Source organism: Brachyspira murdochii DSM 12563 (assembly GCF_000092845.1).
In the GTDB taxonomy this organism is placed as follows: domain Bacteria; phylum Spirochaetota; class Brachyspiria; order Brachyspirales; family Brachyspiraceae; genus Brachyspira; species Brachyspira murdochii.
In genome coordinates, this window is the sequence record NC_014150.1 from 104,483 (window position 1) to 130,736 (window position 26,254).

Sequence of the window (26,254 nt, forward strand, 5' to 3'; positions counted from 1 at the left end):
AAAAAGCAGGTAAATAATTTATACCTGCTTTTATTATTTACACTTCTATTTATGATAAACTATAAAGCATATCTCCATAAGTCGGAAGTTTCCAATATTTTTTAGAAACAGTTCTTTCTAATTCATCTATTGTAACTCTCATATCTTCTAAACATGCAAATATTTTATCTCTTGAAAAATTAGCAGCTTTTGATACATCAGTAATTTTTTTACCTTCTGCAATATATTCTTCTAATTTTCCCAATTTACTGTATAAATCTGAAATTAGTTTATTAAGTTTATTAATTAAATCACTTTCAACATCAAAGTTTACTTTTAAATTATTTTTCTTATCAGCAATATTCGCAAGTTCTCCAGTGTACTCTATAGAAGAAGGAAGTATATGCTTATATACCATATCTGTTAATGTAAGAGCTTCAATATTAATTTCTTTTACATACTCTTCCATTCCTATTTCATATCTTGAACGTATTTCAGCTTCTGTGAGTACTTTATGTTTTGTTAATACATCTATATTTTTCTGAGATATAAAATGAGGCAATGCTTCCGGAGTAGTTTTTAGATTAAATAATCCTCTTTTTTCGGCTTCTTTTACCCATTCATCAGAATAGTTATTTCCATTATAAATTATTCTTTTATGTTTTTTTATAGTATCTTTTATAAGTTCATCTAAATCTTTTTCAAAATTTGAAGATTTTTCTAATATATCAGCAAACTGTGATAAAGCCTCAGCGACTATAGTATTTAATATTATATTAGGTCCTGATACTGAAAGACTTGAACCAACCATTCTAAACTCAAATTTGTTTCCAGTAAATGCTAAAGGAGAAGTTCTGTTTCTGTCAGTAGAATCTTTAGTAAGTCTTGCCAAAGAATTAACTCCCATTTCCATTTCAACTTTTGCTTTTCCTTCATAGTCTTTAGAATGTTCCATAGACTCAAGTACTTCGGTTAATTCATCTCCAAGAAACATTGATATAATAGCAGGAGGAGCTTCAGAAGCACCAAGTCTATGATCATTACTTGCACTTGCAGTTGTAACTCTAAGCAAATCCTGATACTCATCAACAGCTTTGATAATAGCCACTAAAAATAATAAAAACTGTTTATTTTTAGCAGGATTATCTGTAGGGTCTAATAGATTCATTCCGGTATCGGTTGCTATAGACCAGTTATTATGCTTACCGCTTCCATTAACACCTGAAAAAGGTTTTTCATGAAGTATGCATGCAAGGTTATGCTTTTCAGCTATTACCTTCATAAGCTCCATAGTAATTTGGTTTTGGTCGGTTGCCATATTTGTAATAGTAAACTCTGGTGCTAATTCATACTGACCAGGTGCTACCTCATTATGTTCTGTTTTAGCAACTATGCCAAGTTTCCAAAGTTCTATATCAAGTTCTTTCATAAACTCTAATACTCTAGGTTTAATAGCACCAAAATAATGATCTTCTAATTCCTGACCTTTAGGAGGGCAAGCACCGAATAATGTTCTTTTACAGTATCTCAAATCAGGTCTTTGTAAATATAATTCTCTGTCTATTAAAAAATATTCCTGTTCTGCTCCTACAGTCGTAAATACTCTATTAATATTATTATGTCCAAAGAGTTTTAATATTCTTTTTGCTTCTTTTTCTATAACCTGCATTGAGCGAAGCAGCGGAGTTTTTTTATCCAAGGATTCACCGCTGTATGAACAAAAGGCACTAGGTATACATAAAGTGTCATCTTTAATAAAAGCATAAGAAGTAGGGTCCCAAGCAGTATATCCTCTAGCTTCAAATGTAGCTCTTAAACCGCCTGAAGGAAAACTAGAAGCATCTGGTTCGCTTTGAACTAATTCTTTACCAGTAAACTCCATACGTGTAGCACCATCATCTGTTTGAGCTATGAAACTTGTATGTTTTTCTGCTGTTACACCAGTCATAGGCTGAAACCAATGTGTAAAATGTGTAGCACCTTTTTCTATAGCCCATTCTTTCATAGCATGAGCTACAACATTGGCAACTTCTAAGTTTAAACGTTCTCCATTTTTTATAGTTTTTATAAGTTTTTTATAAATGTCTTTAGGTAATTTATCCTTCATAACATTATCATTAAAAACCATACTGCCAAAAATTTCTGGTATTTTTTTCATTCTATTTCTCCTAGAAAATTTTTTTATAAAATAAAAAAAATTATAATATAAGTTAATTATTATATCATTAGTAAAAATTAATTCAATATTACTATTAGCAGTTATTAAAGAAAAATAAGGAAAAAATCATTTTTTACATGCTTTCATGTATAATTTGTTTTATTTTATACAAAGCCTTAAGAATTTCTTTTCTGTGCAGATTATTTCTAATAGAAAATAAAACCTTAATATCATTAATCTCAGAAAGAGACATGTAATCATCACTTGCTATTTTTTCATAAATATAATCTATAGCTTTTAATATAGCTTCATCATAATCATTAAATTTAAAATACTCATTAGGAAGATTCCAAATAAGAGCTTCTATGATATTTAGAGATAGCTCATTCATAGATTTAATTTCATTAGAAAAAGTTAAAAATATATATTTAAATATTTTTATCAAATTAATAAAATTAGCTCCGCATTCCTGTTCTTTCTTATCAAAATTTTTATTATCAAGTTTAGGATAAAATATTTCATTTGTACCATTAGAGTTAGTGATCATAGTTCCTTCAATATTATTTTCATCTACATTTTTAAAAGAGGGCAGAAGCATTATTTTTTCATTTTCATATTCTAATATTAAATAGTATGATATTTCATTAATTTTAGTTTGATATGTATCATTTTTTTTAATTAAATCCAATATTGAAAGTTTGAATTTTCTAGTATCTGTAATATTATCTGTTTCATTTAATATTAGATATACATTAAGATATTCCATATAGTTTATATCTGTACGGTTTCTCTTTGCCCCAGAAGCTAAGATGGATATATTATTAAAGGATTTGTGAGGAGATATTAGTTTTGATATTAAATCTAACTTCAAATCTATTTTATAATAGGGGTAGGCAGTTGAATTACCTACCCATTTATTTATATATTCATATAAATCTATATTTTGTTTCATTAGATTATACTCTTTTTAGAGCAGCTGCAAGTATTTTATCTAAAGGTAAAACTTCATCTACACCGCCTCTTGCTATAGCCTCTCTAGGCATACCAAATACGGTACAAGTTTCTTCATTTTGTGCTATATTGTATGCACCTGCATCTTTCATTTCTTTCATACCATTAGCACCATCATCACCCATACCAGTAAGTATTATACCAATAGCTTTATTTTTAGCATAAACAGCACCGCTTCTGAAAAGTACATCTACAGAAGGTTTATGTCTTGTAACCGGCTCTCCGTCTCTAACTTCTATAAAATATTTACCGCCTTTTACTTTAATCATAGTATGCTTACCGCCGCGTGCTAGAACAGCCTGACCTCTTCCTATACTCATACAATCTTCTGATTCAGCTACATCAATTTTTAATATACTGTTCAATCTTTTGGCGAACGAAGTAGTAAAATGTTCAGGCATATGCTGAGTTATAACTATAGGCGGAGCTGAAGGAGTAACATTTTTAAGACATTCTATTAATGCCTCAGTACCTCCAGTAGAAGAGCCTATAAGTATAATTTTATCCATAGGAGTTTCTCTTGAAGGAGTAAGAGGAAGTATAATATCAGCAGTATTTTTTTGATAAACTTTAAATCCTGCAGTTTTAGGAGCTTCCAAACTAATAGGTGTTCTTTCTACTGGGGAAGCTGTTTCAGTAGGAATATTAACACCATGTTTTCTGTAGAATTTAGCTCTGTTAGCATAAGCATTTTTAATTTTTTCAACTAGGTCAGTAGCTAATTCTTCAACTCCATCTCTAACATTAGCAGATGGTTTTATAACATAATCAAAAGCACCTATATTTAATGCATCTAAAGCCAATTCTCTATGTTTATCTAACAAAGAACTAAACATTATAACGGGAATAGGGTTATTAAGCATTAATTTTTTAAGATAAGTAATACCGTCCATTTCAGGCATTTCAATATCTAAAGTAATAATATCTGGTTTAAGATTTTTGACCTTATTTTCAGCTAGAATTGGATTTGCAGCAGTACCCACCATTTCTAAAGCAGGATCTGAGTTAACAATTTTTGTTAGTAATTGCCTAATTAATGCGCTATCATCAATAGCTAATACTTTAATTTTTGTAGCCATAAAAAATCCTTAATAATTATTAATATATTAAAACAATGTGATGTCTGATTTCTCTTCAAGTTTATGCTGTAAGTTTTTAGAGTATTTAATTTCTTGCTCTGCTGAGAACTCTTTAGTTTTACCTTCTAGTTTTTTCATAAGCACTCTGTTTTCTGTATTGAAAAAGAATACTTTTCTAGGCCAAGAACCGCCAACATCTTCACTAACTATAGGTATTTTTTCATCAGCCAAAAACTTTTTAGCAAATTGTATATTTTTATCAGGCACTTGGAGAATATTGCTGGTCATACCAGAGAGTACATGTCCTCCTCCAAATATTTTAGCTGTAAGATTTTCTTTCTTACCGCCTAATTTAATAATTTCATTTATTAGAACCTCCATAGCAAAAACGCCGTATCTAGTATTGTTATAATCTTCTGCTGGGTTTTCCCATTCTCTCATTTCTGGAAGCATAAAGTGATTCATACCTCCGAATTTTAATTTATTTTCAAAGAGACAAACAGATATACAACTTCCTAAAACTGTTTTAATTACAGCGGGTTCTTTTGAAGCATAATATCCACCTATATATATAGTTATTCTTTTAAAATTACTATTGGCCGCTGCTGGAAAATCAATCATTATTAATACCCCTAATTAAATCTTTTTATAAATATTACTTGAAACATATTTAAATTTATCAGATACACCAAAAAGTGTTTCTGAATGTCCTATAAATACTAAACCGTCTTCTTTCAAATATCTATGGAATTTATTAAATAATTCCTTTTGAAATTCTTTATCAAAATAAATAATAACGTTTCTGCAAAAAATCAAATCGAATTGAGTATGTATATCAAAATCTTCATCTTTAAAATTTAACTGTCTAAAAAATAGATTCTTTTTTAAGATGTCTTTTACTTTATATAGCCCATCTTTATCACCAGTACCTCTGAGGAAATACTTTCTCAAAATATTAGGCTGTATTGGTTCAACAGATTCTTCTTTATAAATACCAGCACGTCCATGAGCTAGAACATTGGTATCTATATCGCTTGCCAATACTTTTATATCATATTTGTCATAATTAGCACCGAAATATTCATGCAGTGTCATTTGTATAGTATAAGGTTCTTCTCCAGTAGAACAAGCAGCCGACCATATTCTAAGATTTTTCACTTTTCCTTCTTTAAAATTTTTCTCCCACTCTGGAAGGAAATTAGTTTTCATATATTCAAAATGTTTATTTTCTCTAAAGAAATCTGTTTTATTAGTAGTAACTGCGTTTACAAAATTTGTCAATTCTTCATCTTTTGCATTTTTTACAAAGTCTATGTATTCTCTAAAAGAATCCATATGTAAAGCTCTGAGTCTTTTACTTAACCTAGAAGTAACTAAAGCCCTTTTATGATTAGTCATTTGAATACGAGTTTTATCATAAATAATTTTAACTAATTCATTAAACTCTGAATCAGTTAAAGCGGGCATATTAGCATTCATATCATCCATATTTTATACCTCAATGACTAATTTATACTGTTTTATTTTCGCTGTCATTCGACTTAATAATTTCGTCTATTGGAAGAACCATAATAATTTTATTTTCTAATCTAATAACATTAGAAATTTGAAGTCCTCTCATATTGTCAATAGGAGTTTCTGTCATTTGGCTTTCATAAACAGTAATAACATCGCTAACCATATCTGCTAATATTCCAAATTTTCTATTAGTTGTATATATTACAATTATAACATCGTCCTCAATAGAATGATCATCTCTTCTTGCTAAACCAAACCTTATTCTTATATCAACAATATGAAGGATATTACCTCTTAAGTTCATTAAACCTCTCATATATTTAGGGCTACCAGGTACAGGAGTAATATTAGTAACACCAACAATACCATCAATACTCAAAACATCAAGAGCATATTCTTCATTGTCTATTTTAAATACTAAGAATTGCTGACTTGGTTCAGTAGAAAGATTTTCCTCATGATCCAAAGCTGTACCTCCAACCTGAGGTATATTAGCAGCATTTATTTTTTGATTATCTAACATATTACAATCCTTTATTTTACACCATTATTTATTTTGCCTTGTAAAGACATATTAACTAAGCCCTGTATATCTATAATAAGAGCTATTTTACCGTCTCCAAGAATAGTACCTCCAGCTATACCTGCATGTTTATCAAATGCCGAATCTAAAGACTTAATAACTACCTGCTGCTGATCCAAAAGTTCATCAACAAATATAGCACATTTTCTATAGCCAGCTTCTACAACAACAACTATACCATCCTCTATATTTTCAACCTGAGTATCTATTTCAAATACTTTATGAAGTCTTATTAAAGGCAAATATTCTTCTCTGATTTTTATCATCTCGCCTTTACCTTCAAAAGGTTTTACCTGTTCATTTTTTACTTTTATTTGTTCAATAATAGAAATAAGAGGCATAATATATATTTGTTTACCTAAAGCAAATGTTATACCTTCAATAATGGCCAATGTTAGAGGAAGTTTTACTATAAAAGTACTGCCTTTTCCTTCTGTAGATTTTATTTCTATTTTACCTTTCATCTTTTCAACATTAGCTCTAACAACGTCCATACCAACACCTCTTCCAGATATGTCAGTAATTTTGTCTGCAGTTGAAACACCGGGAGCAAATATAGTTCTAAATATTTCTATATCAGAATATTTTCCATCTTTAGAAAGAAGACCTTTTTCTACAGCTTTTTTAAATATTTTTTCTTTATTTAATCCATTTCCGTCATCAGCTACTTCTATAACAACATGTCCTTCTTGGTGAGCAGCAGACATTGTTATAGTACCATATTCAGGTTTACCTCTTGCTATTCTCTCTTCTTTTGTTTTTTCTATACCATGGTCCATAGAATTTCTAATCATATGTTTAAGAGGGTCCGATAACTGTTCAAGCATATTTTTATCTATTTCAGTGCTTTCACCCTTCAATACTAGCTTTACTTCTTTATGTAATTCTAAGTTTAAGTCTCTAACATATCTATGGAACTGATTGAATATAGGACCTATAGGCATCATCCTAATATTCATAACTTCTTCCTGAATTTGCCTAGAGGTTCTATCCATAGAGCTAACAGCTTCTTTTAATCCGTTATCGATATCCAAACTTTGAGTGAGCTGCATTATTCTTGACTGAGCTATAACAAGCTCTCCAATAAGGTTCATTAAACTATCAAGTTTTCTTGTATCAACTCTAACTGTTGAAGGAGCTTGAACTTTTGCTGCTTTATGCGGCTGAGCAGTGTTAGCGGCAGCAGCATTATTAGTAGGTTCTGCAGGTTTAGGAGCTTCTTCTGCTTTAGGAGTTTCCTCTTCTTTAACAGGAGCAGTTTCTGCAGGTTTATCTTCATCATCATCTTTGATATCTGCTTTTGTATTTACGATATTAATATCATTATCATCTATTACAAATAGGAAAATATTCTGCACCTGTTCATCTGGAGCATTAGTATCAAAATCTAAAGAAAATTGGGTATAACATACATAAGGATCTTCAAGATTTAAAATAGTAGGTAAATTATTACATTCTATTTTTAAATTACTAATAGTACCTATAGCTCTAAGATCATTTAAAAACATAAGAGGGTCTATACCATTATCAAAAATAGTAGCTTTAAATCCCATATCAATATGAAAAGAATTAGAACCACTGCTGCTTGAAGAAGTATCTTCTTTTTCAGCTTTAGGAGCTTCTTCTTTTTTTTCTTCAGGCTTTGGAGTTGCAACAGCAGCAGGATCATTTCCATCAGCTATAGCCTTGATCTTAGCTTTTAATGAATCTATATTCGTAACACCATCTGTTTCACTTTTGCCGTCTACAATATTTTGAAGCATAAGTTTTACAGTATCTAAAAACTCAAGAAGTACTGTTATCATTTGCGGTGTTACATCCAATTTACCGCTTCTTACTTTTTCTAATAAATTTTCAGCTACATGGTTTAACTCACTCATAGTAGTGAAGCCAACTGTACCAGCTGAAGATTTTAGAGTATGGGCACTTCTGAATATTTTATTCAAAAGATCTTCATCGCTTTTATTATCCTCTAATAAAACTAAATCATTTTCTAAACCTTCTACGATTTCTTTAGCTTCACTTAAGAATATGGAAATAAATTCATCACTATCAAACATGTATTACACCTCTATCTTTAATAAAATCCTTATTATATCATAATAAGATGGTTGGAAAATTAATTCAAAAAACGTTTAACAACGTCCAAAAGCTGAGTTGGGTTAAATGGCTTTACTAGCCAACCGCTAGCTCCTGCAGCCTTCCCCTCCATTTTTTTCTCATCTTGAGATTCTGTTGTAAGCATAAGAATAGGGGTATATTTATGTTGATCTACCTGTCTTACATGCTTAATAAACTCTATACCGTCCATTTTAGGCATATTAAGGTCAGTTATTATCATATCAACATTTGGGGTTTTACCTAGTACCTCTAGACCTGTAGTACCGTCATCTGCAGACACTACAGTATAACTGCCCTTTTTCAAGGTATATTCAACAGATGCTCTAGCTGTATTTGAATCGTCTACAATTAGTATTGTTTTAGCCATACTTTAACCTCTTATATCATTAATTATTTTTATCGTTAATTATATTTAAATACTCTACAAATAAATTATCCATTCCTTCTACTATAAGGTTTTTTTGATTTTTCGCAAGCTCTTTTTTCATAGCATACAATATTTGCAGACCTGCCAAATCCACATGAGCAGGACCTTCGCAATTAAACTTTACAGTAATATCTTCATTGTAATTTGCACTTTTGATGACATTCTTAAAATATTTACTCATAGTCCTTATATTAAGATTGTCGCTTATTTCTATAACTGCCATAAAAAAACACCTCCATTACTTTTATTAAAACATAGTAAAATCACCGCTATCTGCACCAACATCTATATTTATATCGACATTTGGAGCTTCTTCTCCAGACAAAATGCTGTTTGCTATAGCTCTTTCTTTCTTAATTGTATATGAATTTACTATATCCAAATATTTATCACTTTCTATTTTCCAGTTTTCTATACCCAATAATTTATAATATTCATTTTTCTTATTTCTTATAACATTTCTCATGCTATTAAAAATTTCTATTATTTCATTAATTTTTGTAAGCAAAGTACTCAAAGAACTTAAATCTATTAAAGTTTTATCTATAAGACCAAATAATTCATCAGCATAACTATCAAGTCTTTTTATGTTATTATTAATAATATATTTAGACTCATCTAAACGTTTACTTACACTTTCTGTCATAGATTCTATAAATGTGTGTTCAGTAGACTGCTGATTAATATTAGACTTAAATTTATTAATAGAACTGAATATTGCCGCCTTAATATTATGAAACTGCTCCAAACATGCATCTACTGTATCGGTTATATTAGTAGCTATAGATTCAACACTCTCTATAGAAAATGTCTGAGAATTATTAAATATATCGCTATTTTTTTCCAACTCTATTTTAGCCAAAAAGTTAATTGAGTTAAAGGTTTTTGCTATATTTTTAGTTTCTAAGAACATACTTTCTAATTCTTCTATGGAATCAATAATAGCTATATTACTGTCAGATATTCTGTATTTATTAGTTAAAAATAACTTAAAATTTTCCAAATAAAGTTTTATAAATCCCATATACTCATTAAATAATGATTCTGAAACCGTAAATGGAAATTCTGATTTTCCTGTTTCTCCGCCTATCATATATTCAACTATTGTTGTTCTATCTGAAGTTATATCAAGCAATGCATCTTTTAAACCTTTAAGGCTTTTGTATATATCAGAGTTTGTTAAACTTATTTCTTCATGAATAGACTTAAAGTTTTCTATAATCAAAGTTAAAACAACATCATCAAAAGTAAGCAAATCTAATAATTTATGTTCTAAAGTTTGATTCTCTGTTTTCTCTAAATCTTCAGCATCCATACTTTCTACTTGAGAACCGTAATAATCTATAAAGTTCCTATTTTCATAAACTATAGAATTTATTGATTCTACTATGTGTTCTGTCTGTTGCCTTACAATATCCTCTCTTGGAAGCACCATCATTACTTCAAATATAAAATCATAAGTATTATCAACTCTTGAAATAATATTTGATATTATATTAGAAAATACAGCAAAAGAGTTAACCATATTATTATGCTCTTTATCAAGCTGTTCACGCATAATAGTAAAGTTTTGTCTTTGTAATTCATTAGTTTTTAATATCTCTGTTTTAAACGACTCAAATCTTACGAACAATTCCTTACCGATTCTATTCATTTGATCTGCTTGTTCATTTGAAGTTTCCGACATTTTTATGATGTTTTTAGATATCTCTCCGAAAGCCTTACCGCCTGCACCATATTTGGAAGATATTATTATCGCATTTAATGAATAAACTTTAATCTGGTCAGCAAGCATTCTTATCTGCTCTATAGAGTCCATTATGTTGCTGGTTTTACCTACATCTTCAACCAAAGAATCTGAAAGCTCATTATCCTGAGATATAAAATTCTGCATCCTGTCAAATGACAAAAAGAAATCATCTTGGTTTTCTTCCAAATCATTTGAAAAGTTTTTTTCACCTTTCTCTTTATTAGTAAAATAAGAAAGCAAACTGTTGGCTTTCTCATTTTCGTTTTTCATTTCTTGTTCTATCATAGGAAATTTTTCGCCGATAAAACTATATACTCTGCCTACTTCTTCCAAGAAAGAATGTATATCTTTAACTGTAGTTTCAAGAATAGCAGAATAATCTAGGATATCCTGACGTATGTTATTATCTATAATAGCAGATACTCCCACTGTATATATTTCCTATTATCTTAATTTTATGAGTTTAAATAAATTACTACATAAATATAACATTTATTATAGCTTTTTGCAAGTAAAATATTCCTATACTCAATAATTTTACAGTAAAATCAAACAATTTTTATATTCTATTACATAATATCATTGTCATATTTTATTTAATATAAATTAAAATTTTCTGTTTATAAATACAAATATTTTACTGCTGCAATATAATTAGTTATTAAAATTAACTTATCAGTTTATTAAATATATAAAAAAATTATAATTATAAAACTATAAAATTAAAATAATTATAATTTTTTAATCCAAACTTAAAACTTTATTCTTTAAATACAAATATCTTGCTGTATAATATACCCTGTTTTGAGCTTCTCTGTTTCCATAACCAAAACTTCTTCTGCTGACTGCTAATATTGGCGGAGCCTGTATTCTTTTTGTAATTCCCATTCCCATAAACTGTTTCCACCATTTCTCCAAATCATCTACAAAATCATGTGCTGTTGTAAAATATTTATTCAAAATACCTTTTTGGCATCCAATTGCCTCTTCCAATTTATCATTAATATATAATTCCAAAACATCTTCTAATATAATTCTGTTCCATGATTCCATTAAAAACTTAAATAAATAATCATGATAATCATATTTTATAGGGTCGCCTTTGCCTTCATCTACAGCCTGTGCAGTTGATAATTCGGCACTAGGTACAATATTTATAGTTCCTTCAGGTATAATCTCTTCACCAAAAACTTTTTCATTGACATATTTTGCAAGTCCATATATTTGATACTTCCATAAATCAGCCAAACAAGCAAAAAATCCTGCACTGTCTCCATACATAGTAGAATATCCAACCATAGTTTCTGTCTTATTGGCATTGCATGTAAATACTCCTCCAATACTTGCTGCAATGGCAGATAATATCCTTGATGATCTATCTCTTGCCTGTATATTTTCTATAACAAAAGATGATAATTTTAAATAATTCTCATTTCCGTCTTTTATAATAGGGGAGCTTTCTAATTGCTTTACAGTATAATCAACAGATTCCTGTATAGGAACAACCATATATGAACAGCCTAAATTATCAGCCAAAGTTTTAGCTAAATCTTTTGTGGTACTAGAATTAAATTTACTAGGCATATTTACAAGATAAACATTATCCTTACCTAAGGCACTTACATACATAGCTGATGATAATGCAGAATCAATTCCGCCTGATACTCCTATAACTATTTTTTTTACACCAATTGATTTTGTAAATTTTTTTATTCCGTAAATTACTGTATCATATATAAACTTATATTCATCATCTTCCTGTATCTCTATAGGTTTTGGATATGATTTATTTTTAATATCCATTTCTATATAATATACATTGTCTTCATATCTGTTTGCAGTTAATAATAAATTACCATTATTATCATAAACAGAACTTCCCCCGTCAAATGTATAAACTGTTTTTCCATTATTTTGTATTCCTACATTATTAACATATACAAGAGGAATATTATGTTTACTTGCAATTTCTCCGTACATCTTATGACGTTTTGTATCTTTAACTAACGTGTAAGGGGAACTTGATATATTTATAAATAAATCAACATCTTTATTTATGTTTATAATATCCATAGGCGAGAAAGAATAATTACTGCTCCAAGCATCTTCGCATATAGTAAGTCCTAGTTTTATTTTTTCACCGTTACATTCTATTTCCAAAGGTTTTAAATATTCTTTTATATCCGCATTATTTTCAAAGGCCAAATCTTTCAAGCTAAAAAAATGTCTTGGGTCTTCAAACTCTTTATAATTAGGAAGTAATGATTTTATTATAAAAGGGTAGGGTGTTGTATTATTATGTATTAATTTACCGTCTTTAGCCGCAAATAAAGCATTATACTTTCTTAATCTTCCATCAAAATTTTTTTTACTCTTATCAGAAGCTACATTACCAAAAATAACATATATTCCATTGGAGGATTTTATAATTTCTTCTCCTAGCTCTTCACACTCATTTATAAATCCCTTACTCTCCCACATATCCCCAAGCATATATCCAGATACGCATAACTCTGGAAATACTATAATATCAGCATTATTCTTTTTAGCACTGCTTATGGCACTTATAATTCTAACTGTATTATCACATGGCATAGAAGGTATTATTTCAATTTGAGATATTGCTATTTTCATAATAAAACTCCAATATTTTTGCTGTAATTTGTGATTATATGTTAATATTATAATAATATTAATAAAGAAAAAATACAATAAACCGTATATTAAAAATAAATAAAATAATTTATTATTTTGTATTAAAAATACTCAAGGCGGTAATTATGAGAAGAAAGGACTTCATATTTGAAGATATGTATGAGATTGATAAAATGTTAAATAGTATAGAGTTTGGGGTTATGGCATTGCCTGATATTATACCTTATGCTGTTCCTGTGAGTTTTTGCTTCAAAAATAATCAAATATATTTTCATGGGGCTATGTCTGGAAGAAAATACGAAATTTTAAAAAATAATCCCGAAGTTTCATTTACCGCATCAAAACTATATTCTTATATACCATCATCATTCATGAATAATAATATGATTCCTACTCAATTTTTTTTCTCGATATTTGCTGAAGGAAGATTTGAAAGTATAAATGATATAGAAGAGAGAAGAAATATATTATATGAATTGGTAAAAAAATATGAGCCTAATAATAATAATCTATCAATAGACAATAAAATGTTTAACTATGCTCAGAATAATATGTTAATAGGAGTTATAAATATTAAAAATATCACTGCAAAGGCAAAATTCGGTCAGAATATGACAGATGATGAGATAAAAATGATAATTAAAGACCTAAAAACAAGGGCTGAAAAAATAGACATAGATACAATAGAGATGATAAATAAAATGAGAAAATGAAAAAAATAACTTGAAAAAAGTATTATAAGTGATAGAATAAAACCGAATAAAAAACTATCTCTTTTATATTATAATAATTATTTCATTATAAATAAAAATTAATTGAGGACAAACTAATGCAAACAAGAGTATATAAAGCAGGTTCCATAGTATATTTTACAGGAGATACTTCAGATAGAGTTTATATATTAAAACAAGGTCAGGCTCAAAGCATATTTTTGTCAGAGGAAACAGGGTATGAAACTAGAGAACTTATCAATATAGGAGAGTTTTTCGGTGTAAAAAGTATACTTGGAACATATCCGCAGGAAGATACTGTTCAATGTTTGACTGATTGTGTTGTTATTATAATTACATACGAAGAGTTTGAAAGTTTAATAGCAAAAAATAAGCCTATTATCATAAAAATGCTCAAAGTATTTTCTAATCAGCTTAGAAGAATAAATAAAAGAGTTAGAGAACTTGTAGAAAATGATATTAATGATGAAGCTCCTGATCCTTTAGAAGGATTGTATAATATAGGAGAGTTCTATTTCAAAAATAAAAAGTATAAAAATGCACTTTATGCCTATAAAAGATACCTGCAATATGCTGATGAAGATTCTACATATTATAATACAGTAAAAGAAAAAATAGAAGAATGTAAAGATGAGCTTGATATAACAGATGACAGCGATATAGCTCCTCCAAATTCAGAAGTATCTTCTGCTGAAAAAACTGCTGCCCAGGCACAAACTGCTGTTAATGATCCTGTTTACAATAAAGCTGTTGAATTATATAATAGTAATAATTATGTTAATTCTATAAAAACATTTAATACTCTGCTTAAAAGTTCTAATGCTGCTGTAGCTGAGAATTCTATGTTTTATATGGGTAAATGCTATTATAATTTAAATAAATATGATAATGCTTCTACAGTGCTTTTATCAGCAATAAAAAAATATCCTAAATCTTCAAATGTTAAAGAGGCTATTTTATTTTTAGCTAAAACTTGCGAAGCTAAGGGGGATAAAACTAAAGCTAAAGCATATTATCAAAAGGTTATTTCTATGCCTCCTATGGATAATTTTTCTAAAGAAGCTAATGCAAGCGTTTCAAGATTATAATTTTTTAATAAGGAATTAATTATGGATAATAATTTATCTTCACATACAAAGAAATACAATACAGATGATGTTATATTTTTAGAATATGAAAAAGGCGACAAATTTTATATGGTTCAAAGCGGATCTGTAAAAATTACTAAGGTTATAAAAGATGTTGAAAAATTATTAGACATAGTTTATCCGGGGGATTTTTTCGGAGAAATGGCTATATTAGAAGATACTACTAGAAGTGCTTCTGCAATAGCAAATGAACCTACTGTTTTACTAGAACTAAGAAAAGAGAACTTCCAATCAATATTAGCAAATAATACTGCTATGGCTCTTAAACTTTCAAAAATGTTCGCAAAAAGAATATTTGATGCTAAAAGAAGGCTTTTAATACTTCAATTAAATGAAACTGATTTAAGAGTTTATGACTGTCTTCTATTATTAGCAGAACTTCAGAATATACCTAGAGATCATTATTATGAGCCTCAGGAATTAAATGCCACTATTAATGATATTGCTAACTGGTGCGGTGTTAAAGTTAATGATGTTCAAAAAGTTTTAAACTCTTTGGTAAAAACAGGTAAAATTGATATAAGAACTAATACAATTTACGTTAAAAACTTAAAGGAAATTCAAAGACAAATTGACTTAAAAAGAAAAAAATCATAAGTTAATAAACTTTATTTATAAAAAGCTGGTAACTTTTAGTTATCGGCTTTTTTATTCCTTAAAAATGCTATGTTAATTACAAATAATCATATTGACAAAATAATATAATTAATGTACTATATGTAAAATATTTTTATTAAAGAGGTTTATATGAAAAAAATTGTATTAATGGCAGTATTGTATACTTTATTTAGTTTTAATGCTTTATATTCTGGAAAAGCTGAAAATGCAGCACAATTATTATTGTATATAGCATCTGGTGACAGCGAAGGGGTTTTAGAGCTTATAAATGATAAAAAAGTTGATATAAGTGGCAGAATAGAAGATGGTCTGACACCATTAATGTTTTCTATCATTTATAAACAAGATGAAATATCTAAAATGCTCATAGAAAAAGGTGCTAATATCAATGTAAAAGACAAGTCTGGATTTACCGCTCTAATACATTCTATAATGTATAATAGAACAGAAATATCAAAAATACTTATAGAAAAAAAAGCTGATGTCAATATAAAAACTTCATTAAATGAAAATGGAGTATATATGAAAAATTTTACTCCTTTAATACTTAACCAAGATAAAGAAATAGCAAAATTATTAATAAATGCTGGTGCTGATATTAATCTTAAATTATCTTGTAAAAATGGAGATATAAAATTAGAAAATGCTGCACCTTTAATGTGGTTTATTATTACTGATAATACAGAAGTAGCTGAGTTGTTAATAGAATCTGGGGCAGATATCAATGCTAAAGATAAAGACGGAAAAACCGCATTGGATTATGCAAGAGAGAAAAATAATTCTAAAATAGAGCAGCTGCTCATTCAAAAAGGTGCTAATTAATAAAAAGTAATTTTATTATAATTGTGAAGAGTACAAATACGAAGCAAACATAGTGCCTCTAAGTACTGTCAAGTATGGCGTATAGGAAGAATACTTTGTTTGCTTTTTTACATTATAAATAAGGTATTTTTATATATTGTTATTTTTCCATACTGCATAAAATTATAAAATTGAAACAAGCATAATGATATTGACAAACAATACCATTAATATATTATATATAAATATTTTTATTAAAGAGATTTATATGAAAAAAATTGTATTTATGGCAATATTGTATGCTTTATTTAGTTTTAATACTTTGTATCCAGAGCTTAATAAAGATGAAAAAGAATTTGTATCATATATAGCAAATGGTGATAGAGAAGAAGTTTTATATTTTTTAAATAATAAAAAAACCAATGTAAATTTAGATATTATAGATGGCATTACACCTTTGATGTTATCTATTATCTATAAGCAATATGAAATAGCAGAGATACTAATAAAAAAAGGTGCTAATATCAATAAAAAAGAGAAAGAAATCTGTGCTACACCTTTAATATTATCTATTATTTATGGTCAATATGAAATAGCGGAGATGCTAATAGAAAAAGGTGCTAATGTTAATATAAAAGACAATGCCGGATTTACAGCTTTGATACATGCTATACAGCGTGAGAAAACAGATTTATCAAAAATGCTTATAGAAAAAAATCTGATGTAAATACAAAAGTATCATTCAATACAAATGGATTATATTTAAAAGATTTTACTCCTTTGACATTTAACGTAGATACAGAAGTAGCTGAGTTATTAATAAAAGCTGGAGCTGATCTTAATGCTAAAGATAAAGATGGAAACACAGCATTATATTATGCAATAACTAAAAATAATAGTAAAATAATGAAGTTGATTTCTGAAAAAGGCGGCAGCTTCTAAAAATAATTTTTATAACTAGCTTTATAATATTTTTTAAATTACTATTTTTATTTTAGTTTTTCATTAGTTTTTAATATTATTCTATGTATTAATATAATTAAAATATTGTATATAAGCAAAGCTATAAAAAATATTTTCATTACAAATATAAAATTTTCAAAAGTTCTAAGTCCGTTTCTAAGTGAAAAATACACATATACGAATATAATTAAATAACCATAGAAAGGATACCATAATCTATAAGCAAGCCCGTAATTAAATGTAAGCACTGTAAAAGCTAAAGAAAAACCAAAAATAACCGCTGTAGGTACTAATGGTATAATAGCCTCATATCTGCTTGTAAACTGTATAAGTATAATTTGTTTTGCAAATACTATTAAAAATACTGATAAACAAAGAGATGCAAACACCAACAAAAGAATAGAATAATAAAGTATTTTGCTTTCTTTATTTTTATTATTATCCTTTTTTGCTATTAGTATATAAGAAAACATTACTGAAGCTATTGGAGTGCCTATATAGAAAAACATTTTTATTATTAATGACATGGTAGAGTAGTACCCTGCACTTGTTTTATCCAAATATCTGTTTGCCATAAGTACATCGCTTAAAGATATCCAATTAAATATAAAGTTTACAATAACAATGTGAATTATATAACTTAAAAATATATATAGATTTTGTTTTGAGAAATACATTTTTATTTTATTTAATGGTACGAAGTAGGGGAGATTAAGTTTTTTTAATTCTATTATATTGATAATAAAATATAATACACAAAATAATGCCACACTAATAATAGCCTTTTCCAAAGTAAGCCCTGTTATAATAAAATAGGCTAGTAAAAGTATTTTTGATATAAATATTGCTATAAGGCTTGCAGTATAATCATATGCTATATAATTATTAATTTTTAGTATGGACTGAGAAACTATACCCAAAATAGTAACAAATATACCAACAGACATTATAAGAAGAGAGGGGTAGCTTTTTATATTGAAAAGTATATCTATTAAAGGTATTGACACTATATAAAGAATAGATATTATAATTGCAATAATATATCCGTAAGCCCAATAAGTGCGTGCATCTTCATCATATTTGTAATGATGCATTATATAATAACTAAAACTAGATACTGTTAAAACTATTATAGAATATATATTTATTATACCATTGTAATGAGCAAAATCTGATATTGATAAACTTCTGTTAATATAAATTGATGATATATAATTTAATACGCTTGCAATACCGTTTATAAATACTAATAATGCATAGTTAATATAATATGAATATTTTTTGTATAATGTTTTTATTATGTTCATATTATATTAACTTTAATTTACCTTTATTAAAACTTTATCTTAAATTATCTTCTTCTTAAGAACCATATCAATATACCAAGTATACCAAATAAACAAGGCAAACCTATTTGAGCAACATATCTTATAAAGTTAGTCTGAGTAGTAGTAAGAGTAAGATTTTTTATGCTTGCTTCTTTAGGTCTTATAGTAATTTTCTGTCTTGCTTCTAATAGATAAGCAACACTATTCATAAATAAGTCCTTATTACCAGCAAATGCTATATCTACAGACTGACCTTGCTCTGGATTAATATATGCATTCAAAGCAAATGTTGCATCACCAAATACAACTATTCTTGCAGGTTCTTTTCTGCCTTCTATTTCATAAGTACCGCTTATAGCCAAAGGCACAGGACCCGGTATATCCGTTCTTGGATTGAATCTCGCTCTTGATAAATCGAATGTAGCCTCTTCTTTTCCATAACCTTGAGGTGTAGTTGTAATTATGTTTTCAAAGCTGCCGTTATATTTATTTTCACCGCTTAATATACTTCTTGCTACAACTAAGCAGGCAAATACATTTCCTTCTTTTAGTGTCTGAGTTATAGGGTGCGAAGTGTATTGAGGCACTATATTAACCGGTATAACAACACTTGAAGCAGTATCTATTATATAGTCATTTTTAGTTTTAAATCCCCAATCTGATAAAAAGCCTCCCAAATTGCTGTTAAATCTGCTTCTGTCCATAAAGCTGTCATATAATACTAATAATTTACCGCCGGTTTTTACATAGTTATTTAATTTTTCTATTTCAAAATCGCTGAATGTTTCAACTGGTGCCGCTATCACTATTAAAGCAGCATCTGTAGGTATATTTTCAAGTATAATATTTAATTCTCTTACTTTATAATTTTCATTTTCCAAATAAGTTTTAACATAAGATAAGCCTTCTCCGCCTCTGTCCTGTATTTGTCTTTCTCCATGTCCTACAGTGAAATATATAACATATGATTCATTATCAAGTAATGTATATATTGCCTGAGTAAATTTTTCTTCTCCTACAAATAGAGGGTCTGAAGTAACTTTTGACTGAGTAGTTAAATCTTTTCTGTACACTCTTACTTGTTTGCTTTGTCCGTAAGTAAATACTATTTCTCCAACCTGAGTCATTTGATATTTACTTTTAGCTGAAGGTTTTTCTATAGGATTAATATATTCAACGGATATATGTTTATTGATTCTTTTATATTGTTCAAGCAGCAAATCAGCTCTCCAATCTGGTGAAGTAGGGTCTGTACTTGGAGATCTTAATACAACTATAGAAAGAGGACTATCTATTCTGGATAATACATCAGTAGTTTGCTGAGATATTGTATATGATTTGTTCTGTGTCATATCAAACCTTATAGGGAAGTTTATACTTATAATATAAAGCCCTACTAATATAGCTAAAACTATAACTAAAGATAATATTCCAAAAAAAGCTTTATGCACAAAACGCATTTTTAAGAAAGATATTATATATTTTCTGTCTACTACTATTGTAATAATAGTTATAACAGCTGATACTGCAAGTACAATCCAAAAAACTGTGGTAGGTCTTTGAGTTACAGCATAAAAGAAAATCCAAGCAAAAAATAATAATACCCATGAAGCTATAGTTAAAATTCTTAAATTAAACTTTTTATTTGACATCTAATAATAATCCATTTTCTATAATTTTTAATAATTTGAATAAGTATTATATATAACTAATTATAAATTTCAATAGTTATGTTTAGTTATACTTGTTCTAAGAGATTATCGGCTATTCTATAATTTTTTATATAAAAATATTTTTTATATAAAATGTATAAAATAATACATAGCTTTAAAATCTAGTATAAATCTTTTTATATTGAAATAATTTAAAAATCACTCTATTATTAATTACTGTATAAATACTAATAAAATAATATAATTTTTTAATAGAGTTGTAAAATGAAAAAAAGAATTCTTTTGTTAGGAGCTACTGGCTCTATAGGTACTAATACTTGTAATGTTGTTAGAAACTTCAGCAGTGATTTTGAAATAGTGGGAATGTCAGCAAATAGTAAAATAGATATCCTTAGAACTTTATGTACTGAGTTTAATCCCAAGACTGTAAATATATCTGATAAGAGTGCGGCAAATATTTTTAAAGATTATGACTGTGCAGAAAGTATAAATATTTTTGACGGAAGCATTGCTGATTTTGTAAAACATACTGATTTTGATATATTAGTAAATGCCTTAACTGGATATGCCGGATTTCTTCCTACAGTAGAGGCTATAAAGAAAGGAAAAACTGTCGCTTTGGCAAATAAAGAGACTTTGGTAGTAGGCGGAGATATTATAAATGAACTATTAAAACAGAATAATGCTAAATTAATACCTATAGACAGTGAGCATTCTGCTATATTTCAAATATTAAATCATTTTGGCAAAGATGCATTATCAAAAGTAATAATAACAGCTTCAGGAGGTCCTTTTTTTAGAACACCTAAAGAAGAGTTAAAAAATGTTACTGTAGAGATGGCATTAAAGCATCCAACTTGGTCAATGGGAAGTAAAATTACTATAGACAGTGCCACTATGATGAATAAGGGCTTTGAAGTGATAGAGGCACATCATTTATTTAATTTGGATTATGATAAGATAGAAACTATTATTCACCCGCAGAGTTTAATACATTCTATGGCAGAGTTTGTTGATGGGGAAATATATGCTCAAATAGGTAAAAATGACATGTGTCTTCCTATACAGCATGCACTTACTTATCCAGAAATAAGAAATACACCATTTGAAAAGTTAAAATTATATGAACATACTGAGCTTAATTTTTATAAAATGGATTTTGATAAATTTGTTATGCTTAAACTAGCCTATGAATGCGGTAAGAAAGGCGGACTTTATCCATGCGTACTTAATGCTGCAAATGAGATATGTGTTTATTCATTTTTAGAAAAAAGAATTGGTTTTACTGATATATTTGATATTGTTTCAAAGGTATGCAGTAGAAAAATAAATATACCATTAACTATAGATAATATTATCAATATGGACAGTGAAATAAGAAAAGAGACTAGATGGATAATAGATTCCATGACTAAATAAGTAAATAACTAAAACTATTATTTATAGTTGATAATTTTAATTTTATAATATATCATTATTAAAAAATATTTTAAGGAAATATTATGCGTTTATCGAAACTATTTATGCCTACATTAAAAGAAGCACCAAGCGATGCAATAATAGCCTCAAACAAATTAATGATTAGAGCGGCACTTGCTAGAAAAATATCAAACGGACTTTATTCTTACCTGCCATTAGGGGTGAGAGTATTAAGTAAAATATCTAATATCATACGTGAGGAAATGGACGCTATAGGTTCTAATGAATGCATAATGCCCATACTGGTTTCTAAAGAATTATTAACACCTTCCGGAAGATGGGAAAGATTTAAGAAAGAATTATTCAGATTAAAAGACAGAAACGATGTTGATATGGCTATGGGACCTACTCATGAAGAGGCTTTCACTATAACAGCACAGAATGAAATACAGTCATACAAAGATTTGCCTTTAACTTTATATCAAATACATACAAAATTCAGAGATGAGATAAGACCAAGATTTGGAGTTATACGCTCTAAAGAATTTACAATGAAAGATGCTTATTCATTTCATATAACCAAAGAATGTCTCGATAAGACTTACAATGATATGAGCAGAGCCTACACTAAAATTTTTAAAAGAATGGGGCTTGATACTGTAAGTGTAAAAGCAGACAGCGGTGCTATGGGCGGAGAAGGAAGCGAAGAGTTTATGGTACTAAGCGAAGTAGGGGAAGAGACTATAATTTTCTGTTCTAAATGCGATTACAGAGCAAATGTAGAAAAAGCCAATGTAAAAAAAGATGAAGAAGTAAAATCTTACACTGATAAACCATTAGAAGAAGTAAATACTCCAGATATAAAAACTATAAATGACTTGGAAAAGTTTTTTAATACATCTTCAAAAAATTTCATTAAAAGTATAATTTATAAAACAGAAGAAGGAGAAGTTATATTAGCAGCTATTAGAGGTGATTTAGAAATTAATGAAACCAAACTTTCTAATGCATTAGGAGGACTTGATATAGAACTTGCCGATGAGGATACTGTAAAAGAAGTTACAGGAGCTAGAGTTGGTTTTGCTTCTCCTATAGGATTAAAAAAGAAAATAAGAATATTTGCTGATAACTCTATAAAATCTGTAGCTGATGCAATAGTCGGAGGCAATAAAGATGATACTCATATAAAAAATGTTAATGTACAAAGAGACTTTAATATTGATGTATGGGGTGATTTCAGAACTGCAAAAGAAGGCGATAAATGTCCAGAGTGCGGAGAGACTTTATATCAGAAAAAAGGTTTAGAGTTAGGACATATTTTTAAACTAGGGGATAAATATACTCAAGCTTTTAATTTTAAAGTATTAGATGAAAATAATAAAGAGATAACTCCTATAATGGGCTGTTATGGAATAGGTGTTAATAGAGCTTTGGCTTCTGTTATTGAACAAAATTATGATGATAAAGGTATAATATTTCCTATAAGTGTTGCTCCTTATGAGGCTATAGTTGTAGCTATTGATAAAGAGGGGGAAGAGTCATTTAAAAAAGCAGAAGAGATTTACAATGCACTTAATGCTTTAAAAGTTGAAACTATGTTTGACGACAGAAAAGAAAGACTAGGAGTAAAACTTAATGACTGCGATTTAATAGGTATTCCTATGAGAATAATGGTTGGTAAGAAATCTCTTCAGAGGGGAGTAGTTGAGTTCAAACTTAGAAGTTCATCTGAAAGTATTGAAGTAAAAGCAGATGAAATAGTTGAATATGTAAAAGCCAAAAAAGAAGAACTATTTAATGAAATAAACTCTAAATTATAATATAAATTTATAAAATGAATAAGAGTATAAAATTATATTTCTTATTCATTTTTTAATTTTAAAAATAAATTTATGGAAAATATAGAAGTTGTAAATGATATTGATAATAATATAATTAATTCGATTCTTTTTATATCTTCAAAAAGTGAATATATTAATTTATCAGAAAATAATTTGAAACAGTATATAGAAGATGAATATCATAATGTTATAATTATTAAAGATGATGATGAAATAAAAGGTTTTTTAATTTATTTCTTGCTTACCCCAGAAATAGATATAATATTTATATCAGTTTATCCAAATAGTAAGGGATATGGTAAAAAATTATTATTATATCTATTTGATGATGCAAAGACTAATAATGTAAATAGTATCAAACTAGATTTGCATGAAAATAATATAATAGCTAAAAACTTTTATATAAAAAACGGATTTAAAAAAATAGCTGTAAGAAAAAAATACTATAATAATAAATTTGATGCTATTATAATGGAAAAATTAATATAAATATATTAATGGAATTTCTTAAATGCTAATATACAAAGTATTGCAAATATAATATTAGGCATCCAAGCAGCAATAAAAGGATTCATATTTCCAGCTTCACCCATAGACCTGAATATCATAAGTATAGAATAATACAATAAAGCAACTATTATAACCATTACCAAACTTACAACCAATACACTTTGAGTAGAAAATTTGGAAAATAAGGAAGCTAATAATACAATAATAAAGCCAGAAAAACAATACGATATTCTATAATGCAAATCTGTTTCTAATCTTGAAGTATTCATATTTACTTCCTTTTGCAGCTTTATTATATGTGCTTCTTCTGTTAAACTCATAGAGTCTAAAAGCGGTCTTCCATAAAAATGTTCAGGACGCTCCAAAACATCTAAAGGATAATTATTTATTTCTTTAACCTCTATTTCTTTATTCTCAGAAAAAGTTGTTAATATCCCATTTTTAACATACCATTTTTTATCATCATTATTCCATTGTATATATGGACTTGATATTCTGAATTTTATTCCGCCGTCATCATTCATTTTTAATAAAATAGTGTTAGTCATATATTGTTCTTGATAAAAATAGGTATCTATAAAATAGAGATAATTATTTCCTCCAAAAAGCTGCCAAGGTCCGCTTTTAGATGCCTGTTTATTACCACGCATAGCATCATTTGCCGCAAAAGATACTTTATTTAAAGGTGCTGCTACGAACTGCCAAAAAAACACTAGAATTAAACATAGCATTATAACTATAACAAACATAGGCATTGAAAATTTAAATAAACTAATTCCAGAGTTTTCTATAGCAAGCATTTCTTTATTTTTCACAAAAGTTCCAAGTACATAAGTAGATGCAAACATTAAAGCCACTGGAAATATATAATATGTATTATGCGGTGCCCTAGCTAAATGGTAAGTAATAAAATAATTGATAAGTTCCGGGTGTTCTGTATAAAAAGATAGCCTGCTGCTTAAATCTGCTATTGTAACCAAGACAACAAATAATAGTAAAGAACCAAAGAAAAAAGATAGGAACTCTTTTAATAAATACGCATTTAATTTTTTCATTAATTTACATCTATACCATATTGTTCATGAAGTTCATTTAATTCCTCAGTAATAGCAACATGAAGCTCTTTTATTTTTTCAAGAAGAGCTGAAGGTTTTGATTTACTGCTTTTACCTGAACCGAATACTTTGCTTATTTTTCTTTTAGCCTGCACTAATGTTTCTGCTTTAACTTTAGGATCTGGTATAAACTTAGCAGCATCCATACCAAGTAAAGCTCCCATATATAACATACCTTCATATCCGAAATTATTATCTATATCAGGACCGAATGATTTTATTTTTTCAAAATTTTCTTTACCGTTTTGCATGCACTCTATTGCCGATGAATATAACTCACTAGCTTTATACTGAAAGAATGGTATTAATCTGTCATAATTTTCATTAGGATATACATTCGCCAAATCTTCAAGTGTCCAACTAAGCCTTAAAGAACATAATGCCTTTTTAAGTGTAGGGGCTGTATCTTTTCCATGATAATGATATCCGTCTATTGCAAGAAAATAACTAGCAGCACCTTCTATAAGAGTTCTATTTCTTTTGAAATCTACATCATCACCAAAAAACTCTTTCATATATTTTTCTCTTTGTTTTGATGTTTCAAGAGCCTCATCTTTTTTCTTATTATCTATTAAATTAAAATCTTCCTGAAAAGCGGCATATAAACAATTAGGACAAACTACCACTACATATATTAAAGGGTAAACAGTACCATATTTTTTGCTTTTTTCATAAGTTCTTCTTAAATCATCTCTTAATTTACCAGCTATAAGTCTTCCGCCTCCTGTAAGAAGCATTTCATGATAAAATTCTCCATTACATACAGGGCAAGTTCTCGGGTTTTTCTCTATAAACGATATTCTTGGTTGTTCATCACTCATAAAAA

The 26,254-nt window shown here is 28.2% G+C and carries 24 protein-coding genes; 9 read left to right on the plus strand and 15 right to left on the minus strand.

Annotated elements, in window-relative coordinates; all coding sequences use genetic code 11:
- Positions 1 to 49 precede the first annotated feature (49 nt).
- The 11 genes from BMUR_RS00445 to nadE form a co-directional block, all read right to left on the minus strand.
- Positions 50 to 2,137 carry a glutamine synthetase III family protein gene (locus BMUR_RS00445; protein WP_013112626.1) on the minus strand — a complete coding sequence of 696 codons (2,088 nt, stop codon included), beginning with the start codon at positions 2,135 to 2,137 and terminating at the stop codon, positions 50 to 52.
- Positions 2,138 to 2,270: 133 nt separating this feature from the next.
- On the minus strand, positions 2,271 to 3,089 hold the full coding sequence (locus BMUR_RS00450) for a hypothetical protein (protein WP_013112627.1): 819 nt from the start codon (positions 3,087 to 3,089) through the stop codon (positions 2,271 to 2,273).
- Between the two features lie 4 nt (positions 3,090 to 3,093).
- Positions 3,094 to 4,227, minus strand: a complete 1,134-nt coding sequence (locus BMUR_RS00455) for a protein-glutamate methylesterase/protein-glutamine glutaminase (protein WP_013112628.1) — start codon at positions 4,225 to 4,227, stop codon at positions 3,094 to 3,096.
- A 27-nt stretch (positions 4,228 to 4,254) separates the two neighbouring features.
- Positions 4,255 to 4,848 carry a chemotaxis protein CheD gene (locus BMUR_RS00460; protein WP_013112629.1) on the minus strand — a complete coding sequence of 198 codons (594 nt, stop codon included), beginning with the start codon at positions 4,846 to 4,848 and terminating at the stop codon, positions 4,255 to 4,257.
- A gap of 15 nt (positions 4,849 to 4,863) precedes the next feature.
- Positions 4,864 to 5,715 (minus strand): CheR family methyltransferase, encoded by an 852-nt coding sequence (locus BMUR_RS00465; RefSeq protein ID WP_013112630.1) that lies wholly within the window; start codon positions 5,713 to 5,715, stop codon positions 4,864 to 4,866.
- Between the two features lie 22 nt (positions 5,716 to 5,737).
- Positions 5,738 to 6,268: a chemotaxis protein CheW gene (locus BMUR_RS00470; protein ID WP_013112631.1), complete on the minus strand. Its 531-nt coding sequence runs from the start codon at positions 6,266 to 6,268 to the stop codon at positions 5,738 to 5,740.
- A gap of 11 nt (positions 6,269 to 6,279) precedes the next feature.
- A complete protein-coding gene (locus BMUR_RS00475) occupies positions 6,280 to 8,388 on the minus strand; it encodes a chemotaxis protein CheA (protein WP_013112632.1) in 2,109 nt (702 codons plus the stop codon).
- A gap of 59 nt (positions 8,389 to 8,447) precedes the next feature.
- Positions 8,448 to 8,816: a response regulator gene (locus BMUR_RS00480; protein ID WP_013112633.1), complete on the minus strand. Its 369-nt coding sequence runs from the start codon at positions 8,814 to 8,816 to the stop codon at positions 8,448 to 8,450.
- 19 nt (positions 8,817 to 8,835) lie between these two features.
- Positions 8,836 to 9,099 carry a hypothetical protein gene (locus BMUR_RS00485; RefSeq protein WP_013112634.1) on the minus strand — a complete coding sequence of 88 codons (264 nt, stop codon included), beginning with the start codon at positions 9,097 to 9,099 and terminating at the stop codon, positions 8,836 to 8,838.
- A gap of 24 nt (positions 9,100 to 9,123) precedes the next feature.
- On the minus strand, positions 9,124 to 11,055 hold the full coding sequence (locus tag BMUR_RS00490) for a methyl-accepting chemotaxis protein (RefSeq protein WP_013112635.1): 1,932 nt from the start codon (positions 11,053 to 11,055) through the stop codon (positions 9,124 to 9,126).
- Positions 11,056 to 11,367: 312 nt separating this feature from the next.
- Complete coding sequence (nadE, locus tag BMUR_RS00495; protein WP_013112636.1) at positions 11,368 to 13,260, minus strand: NAD(+) synthase; 1,893 nt, start codon at positions 13,258 to 13,260, stop codon at positions 11,368 to 11,370.
- Between the two features lie 146 nt (positions 13,261 to 13,406).
- Between nadE and BMUR_RS00500 the strand changes: the two genes are divergently transcribed.
- The 6 genes from BMUR_RS00500 to BMUR_RS15220 all read left to right on the plus strand — a co-directional run bounded on the left by BMUR_RS00500 (position 13,407) and on the right by BMUR_RS15220 (position 17,521).
- Positions 13,407 to 13,994: a pyridoxamine 5'-phosphate oxidase family protein gene (locus BMUR_RS00500; protein ID WP_013112637.1), complete on the plus strand. Its 588-nt coding sequence runs from the start codon at positions 13,407 to 13,409 to the stop codon at positions 13,992 to 13,994.
- Between the two features lie 116 nt (positions 13,995 to 14,110).
- Complete coding sequence (locus tag BMUR_RS00505; RefSeq protein ID WP_013112638.1) at positions 14,111 to 15,100, plus strand: cyclic nucleotide-binding domain-containing protein; 990 nt, start codon at positions 14,111 to 14,113, stop codon at positions 15,098 to 15,100.
- Between the two features lie 21 nt (positions 15,101 to 15,121).
- On the plus strand, positions 15,122 to 15,757 hold the full coding sequence (locus tag BMUR_RS00510; protein WP_013112639.1) for a Crp/Fnr family transcriptional regulator: 636 nt from the start codon (positions 15,122 to 15,124) through the stop codon (positions 15,755 to 15,757).
- Positions 15,758 to 15,907: 150 nt separating this feature from the next.
- Positions 15,908 to 16,600, plus strand: a complete 693-nt coding sequence (locus BMUR_RS00515; protein ID WP_013112640.1) for an ankyrin repeat domain-containing protein — start codon at positions 15,908 to 15,910, stop codon at positions 16,598 to 16,600.
- 247 nt (positions 16,601 to 16,847) lie between these two features.
- Positions 16,848 to 17,306, plus strand: coding sequence for an ankyrin repeat domain-containing protein (locus BMUR_RS14395; protein ID WP_187287618.1), 459 nt, complete (start codon positions 16,848 to 16,850; stop codon positions 17,304 to 17,306).
- A 53-nt stretch (positions 17,307 to 17,359) separates the two neighbouring features.
- Complete coding sequence (locus tag BMUR_RS15220; RefSeq protein WP_244833474.1) at positions 17,360 to 17,521, plus strand: ankyrin repeat domain-containing protein; 162 nt, start codon at positions 17,360 to 17,362, stop codon at positions 17,519 to 17,521.
- Between the two features lie 47 nt (positions 17,522 to 17,568).
- Here BMUR_RS15220 and BMUR_RS00525 read toward each other — a convergent pair whose 3' ends face one another.
- Both BMUR_RS00525 and BMUR_RS00530 read right to left on the minus strand, forming a co-directional pair.
- The gene (locus tag BMUR_RS00525; protein WP_013112641.1) at positions 17,569 to 18,849 is read right to left on the minus strand and encodes an oligosaccharide flippase family protein; all 1,281 of its coding nucleotides are present in this window, start codon (positions 18,847 to 18,849) and stop codon (positions 17,569 to 17,571) included.
- A gap of 44 nt (positions 18,850 to 18,893) precedes the next feature.
- Entirely contained in the window at positions 18,894 to 20,522 is a 1,629-nt protein-coding gene (locus tag BMUR_RS00530; RefSeq protein WP_013112642.1) for a GldG family protein, read from the minus strand.
- Between the two features lie 285 nt (positions 20,523 to 20,807).
- On the opposite strand from BMUR_RS00530, the gene dxr reads away from it, so the two are divergent.
- From dxr to BMUR_RS00545, 3 genes are all read left to right on the plus strand, one after another.
- A complete protein-coding gene (gene dxr, locus BMUR_RS00535) occupies positions 20,808 to 21,962 on the plus strand; it encodes a 1-deoxy-D-xylulose-5-phosphate reductoisomerase (RefSeq protein WP_013112643.1) in 1,155 nt (384 codons plus the stop codon).
- Positions 21,963 to 22,045: 83 nt separating this feature from the next.
- Positions 22,046 to 23,782 carry a proline--tRNA ligase gene (locus tag BMUR_RS00540; protein WP_013112644.1) on the plus strand — a complete coding sequence of 579 codons (1,737 nt, stop codon included), beginning with the start codon at positions 22,046 to 22,048 and terminating at the stop codon, positions 23,780 to 23,782.
- Between the two features lie 72 nt (positions 23,783 to 23,854).
- Positions 23,855 to 24,292, plus strand: a complete 438-nt coding sequence (locus BMUR_RS00545; RefSeq protein WP_013112645.1) for a GNAT family N-acetyltransferase — start codon at positions 23,855 to 23,857, stop codon at positions 24,290 to 24,292.
- Positions 24,293 to 24,297: 5 nt separating this feature from the next.
- Here the strand turns inward: BMUR_RS00545 and BMUR_RS00550 are convergent, their stop codons facing one another.
- Both BMUR_RS00550 and BMUR_RS00555 read right to left on the minus strand, forming a co-directional pair.
- Positions 24,298 to 25,368, minus strand: coding sequence for an LptF/LptG family permease (locus BMUR_RS00550; RefSeq protein WP_013112646.1), 1,071 nt, complete (start codon positions 25,366 to 25,368; stop codon positions 24,298 to 24,300).
- Positions 25,368 to 26,249: a DUF2225 domain-containing protein gene (locus BMUR_RS00555; protein ID WP_013112647.1), complete on the minus strand. Its 882-nt coding sequence runs from the start codon at positions 26,247 to 26,249 to the stop codon at positions 25,368 to 25,370. The genes BMUR_RS00550 and BMUR_RS00555 overlap by 1 nt, the downstream gene beginning before the upstream one ends.
- Positions 26,250 to 26,254: the final 5 nt, after the last annotated feature.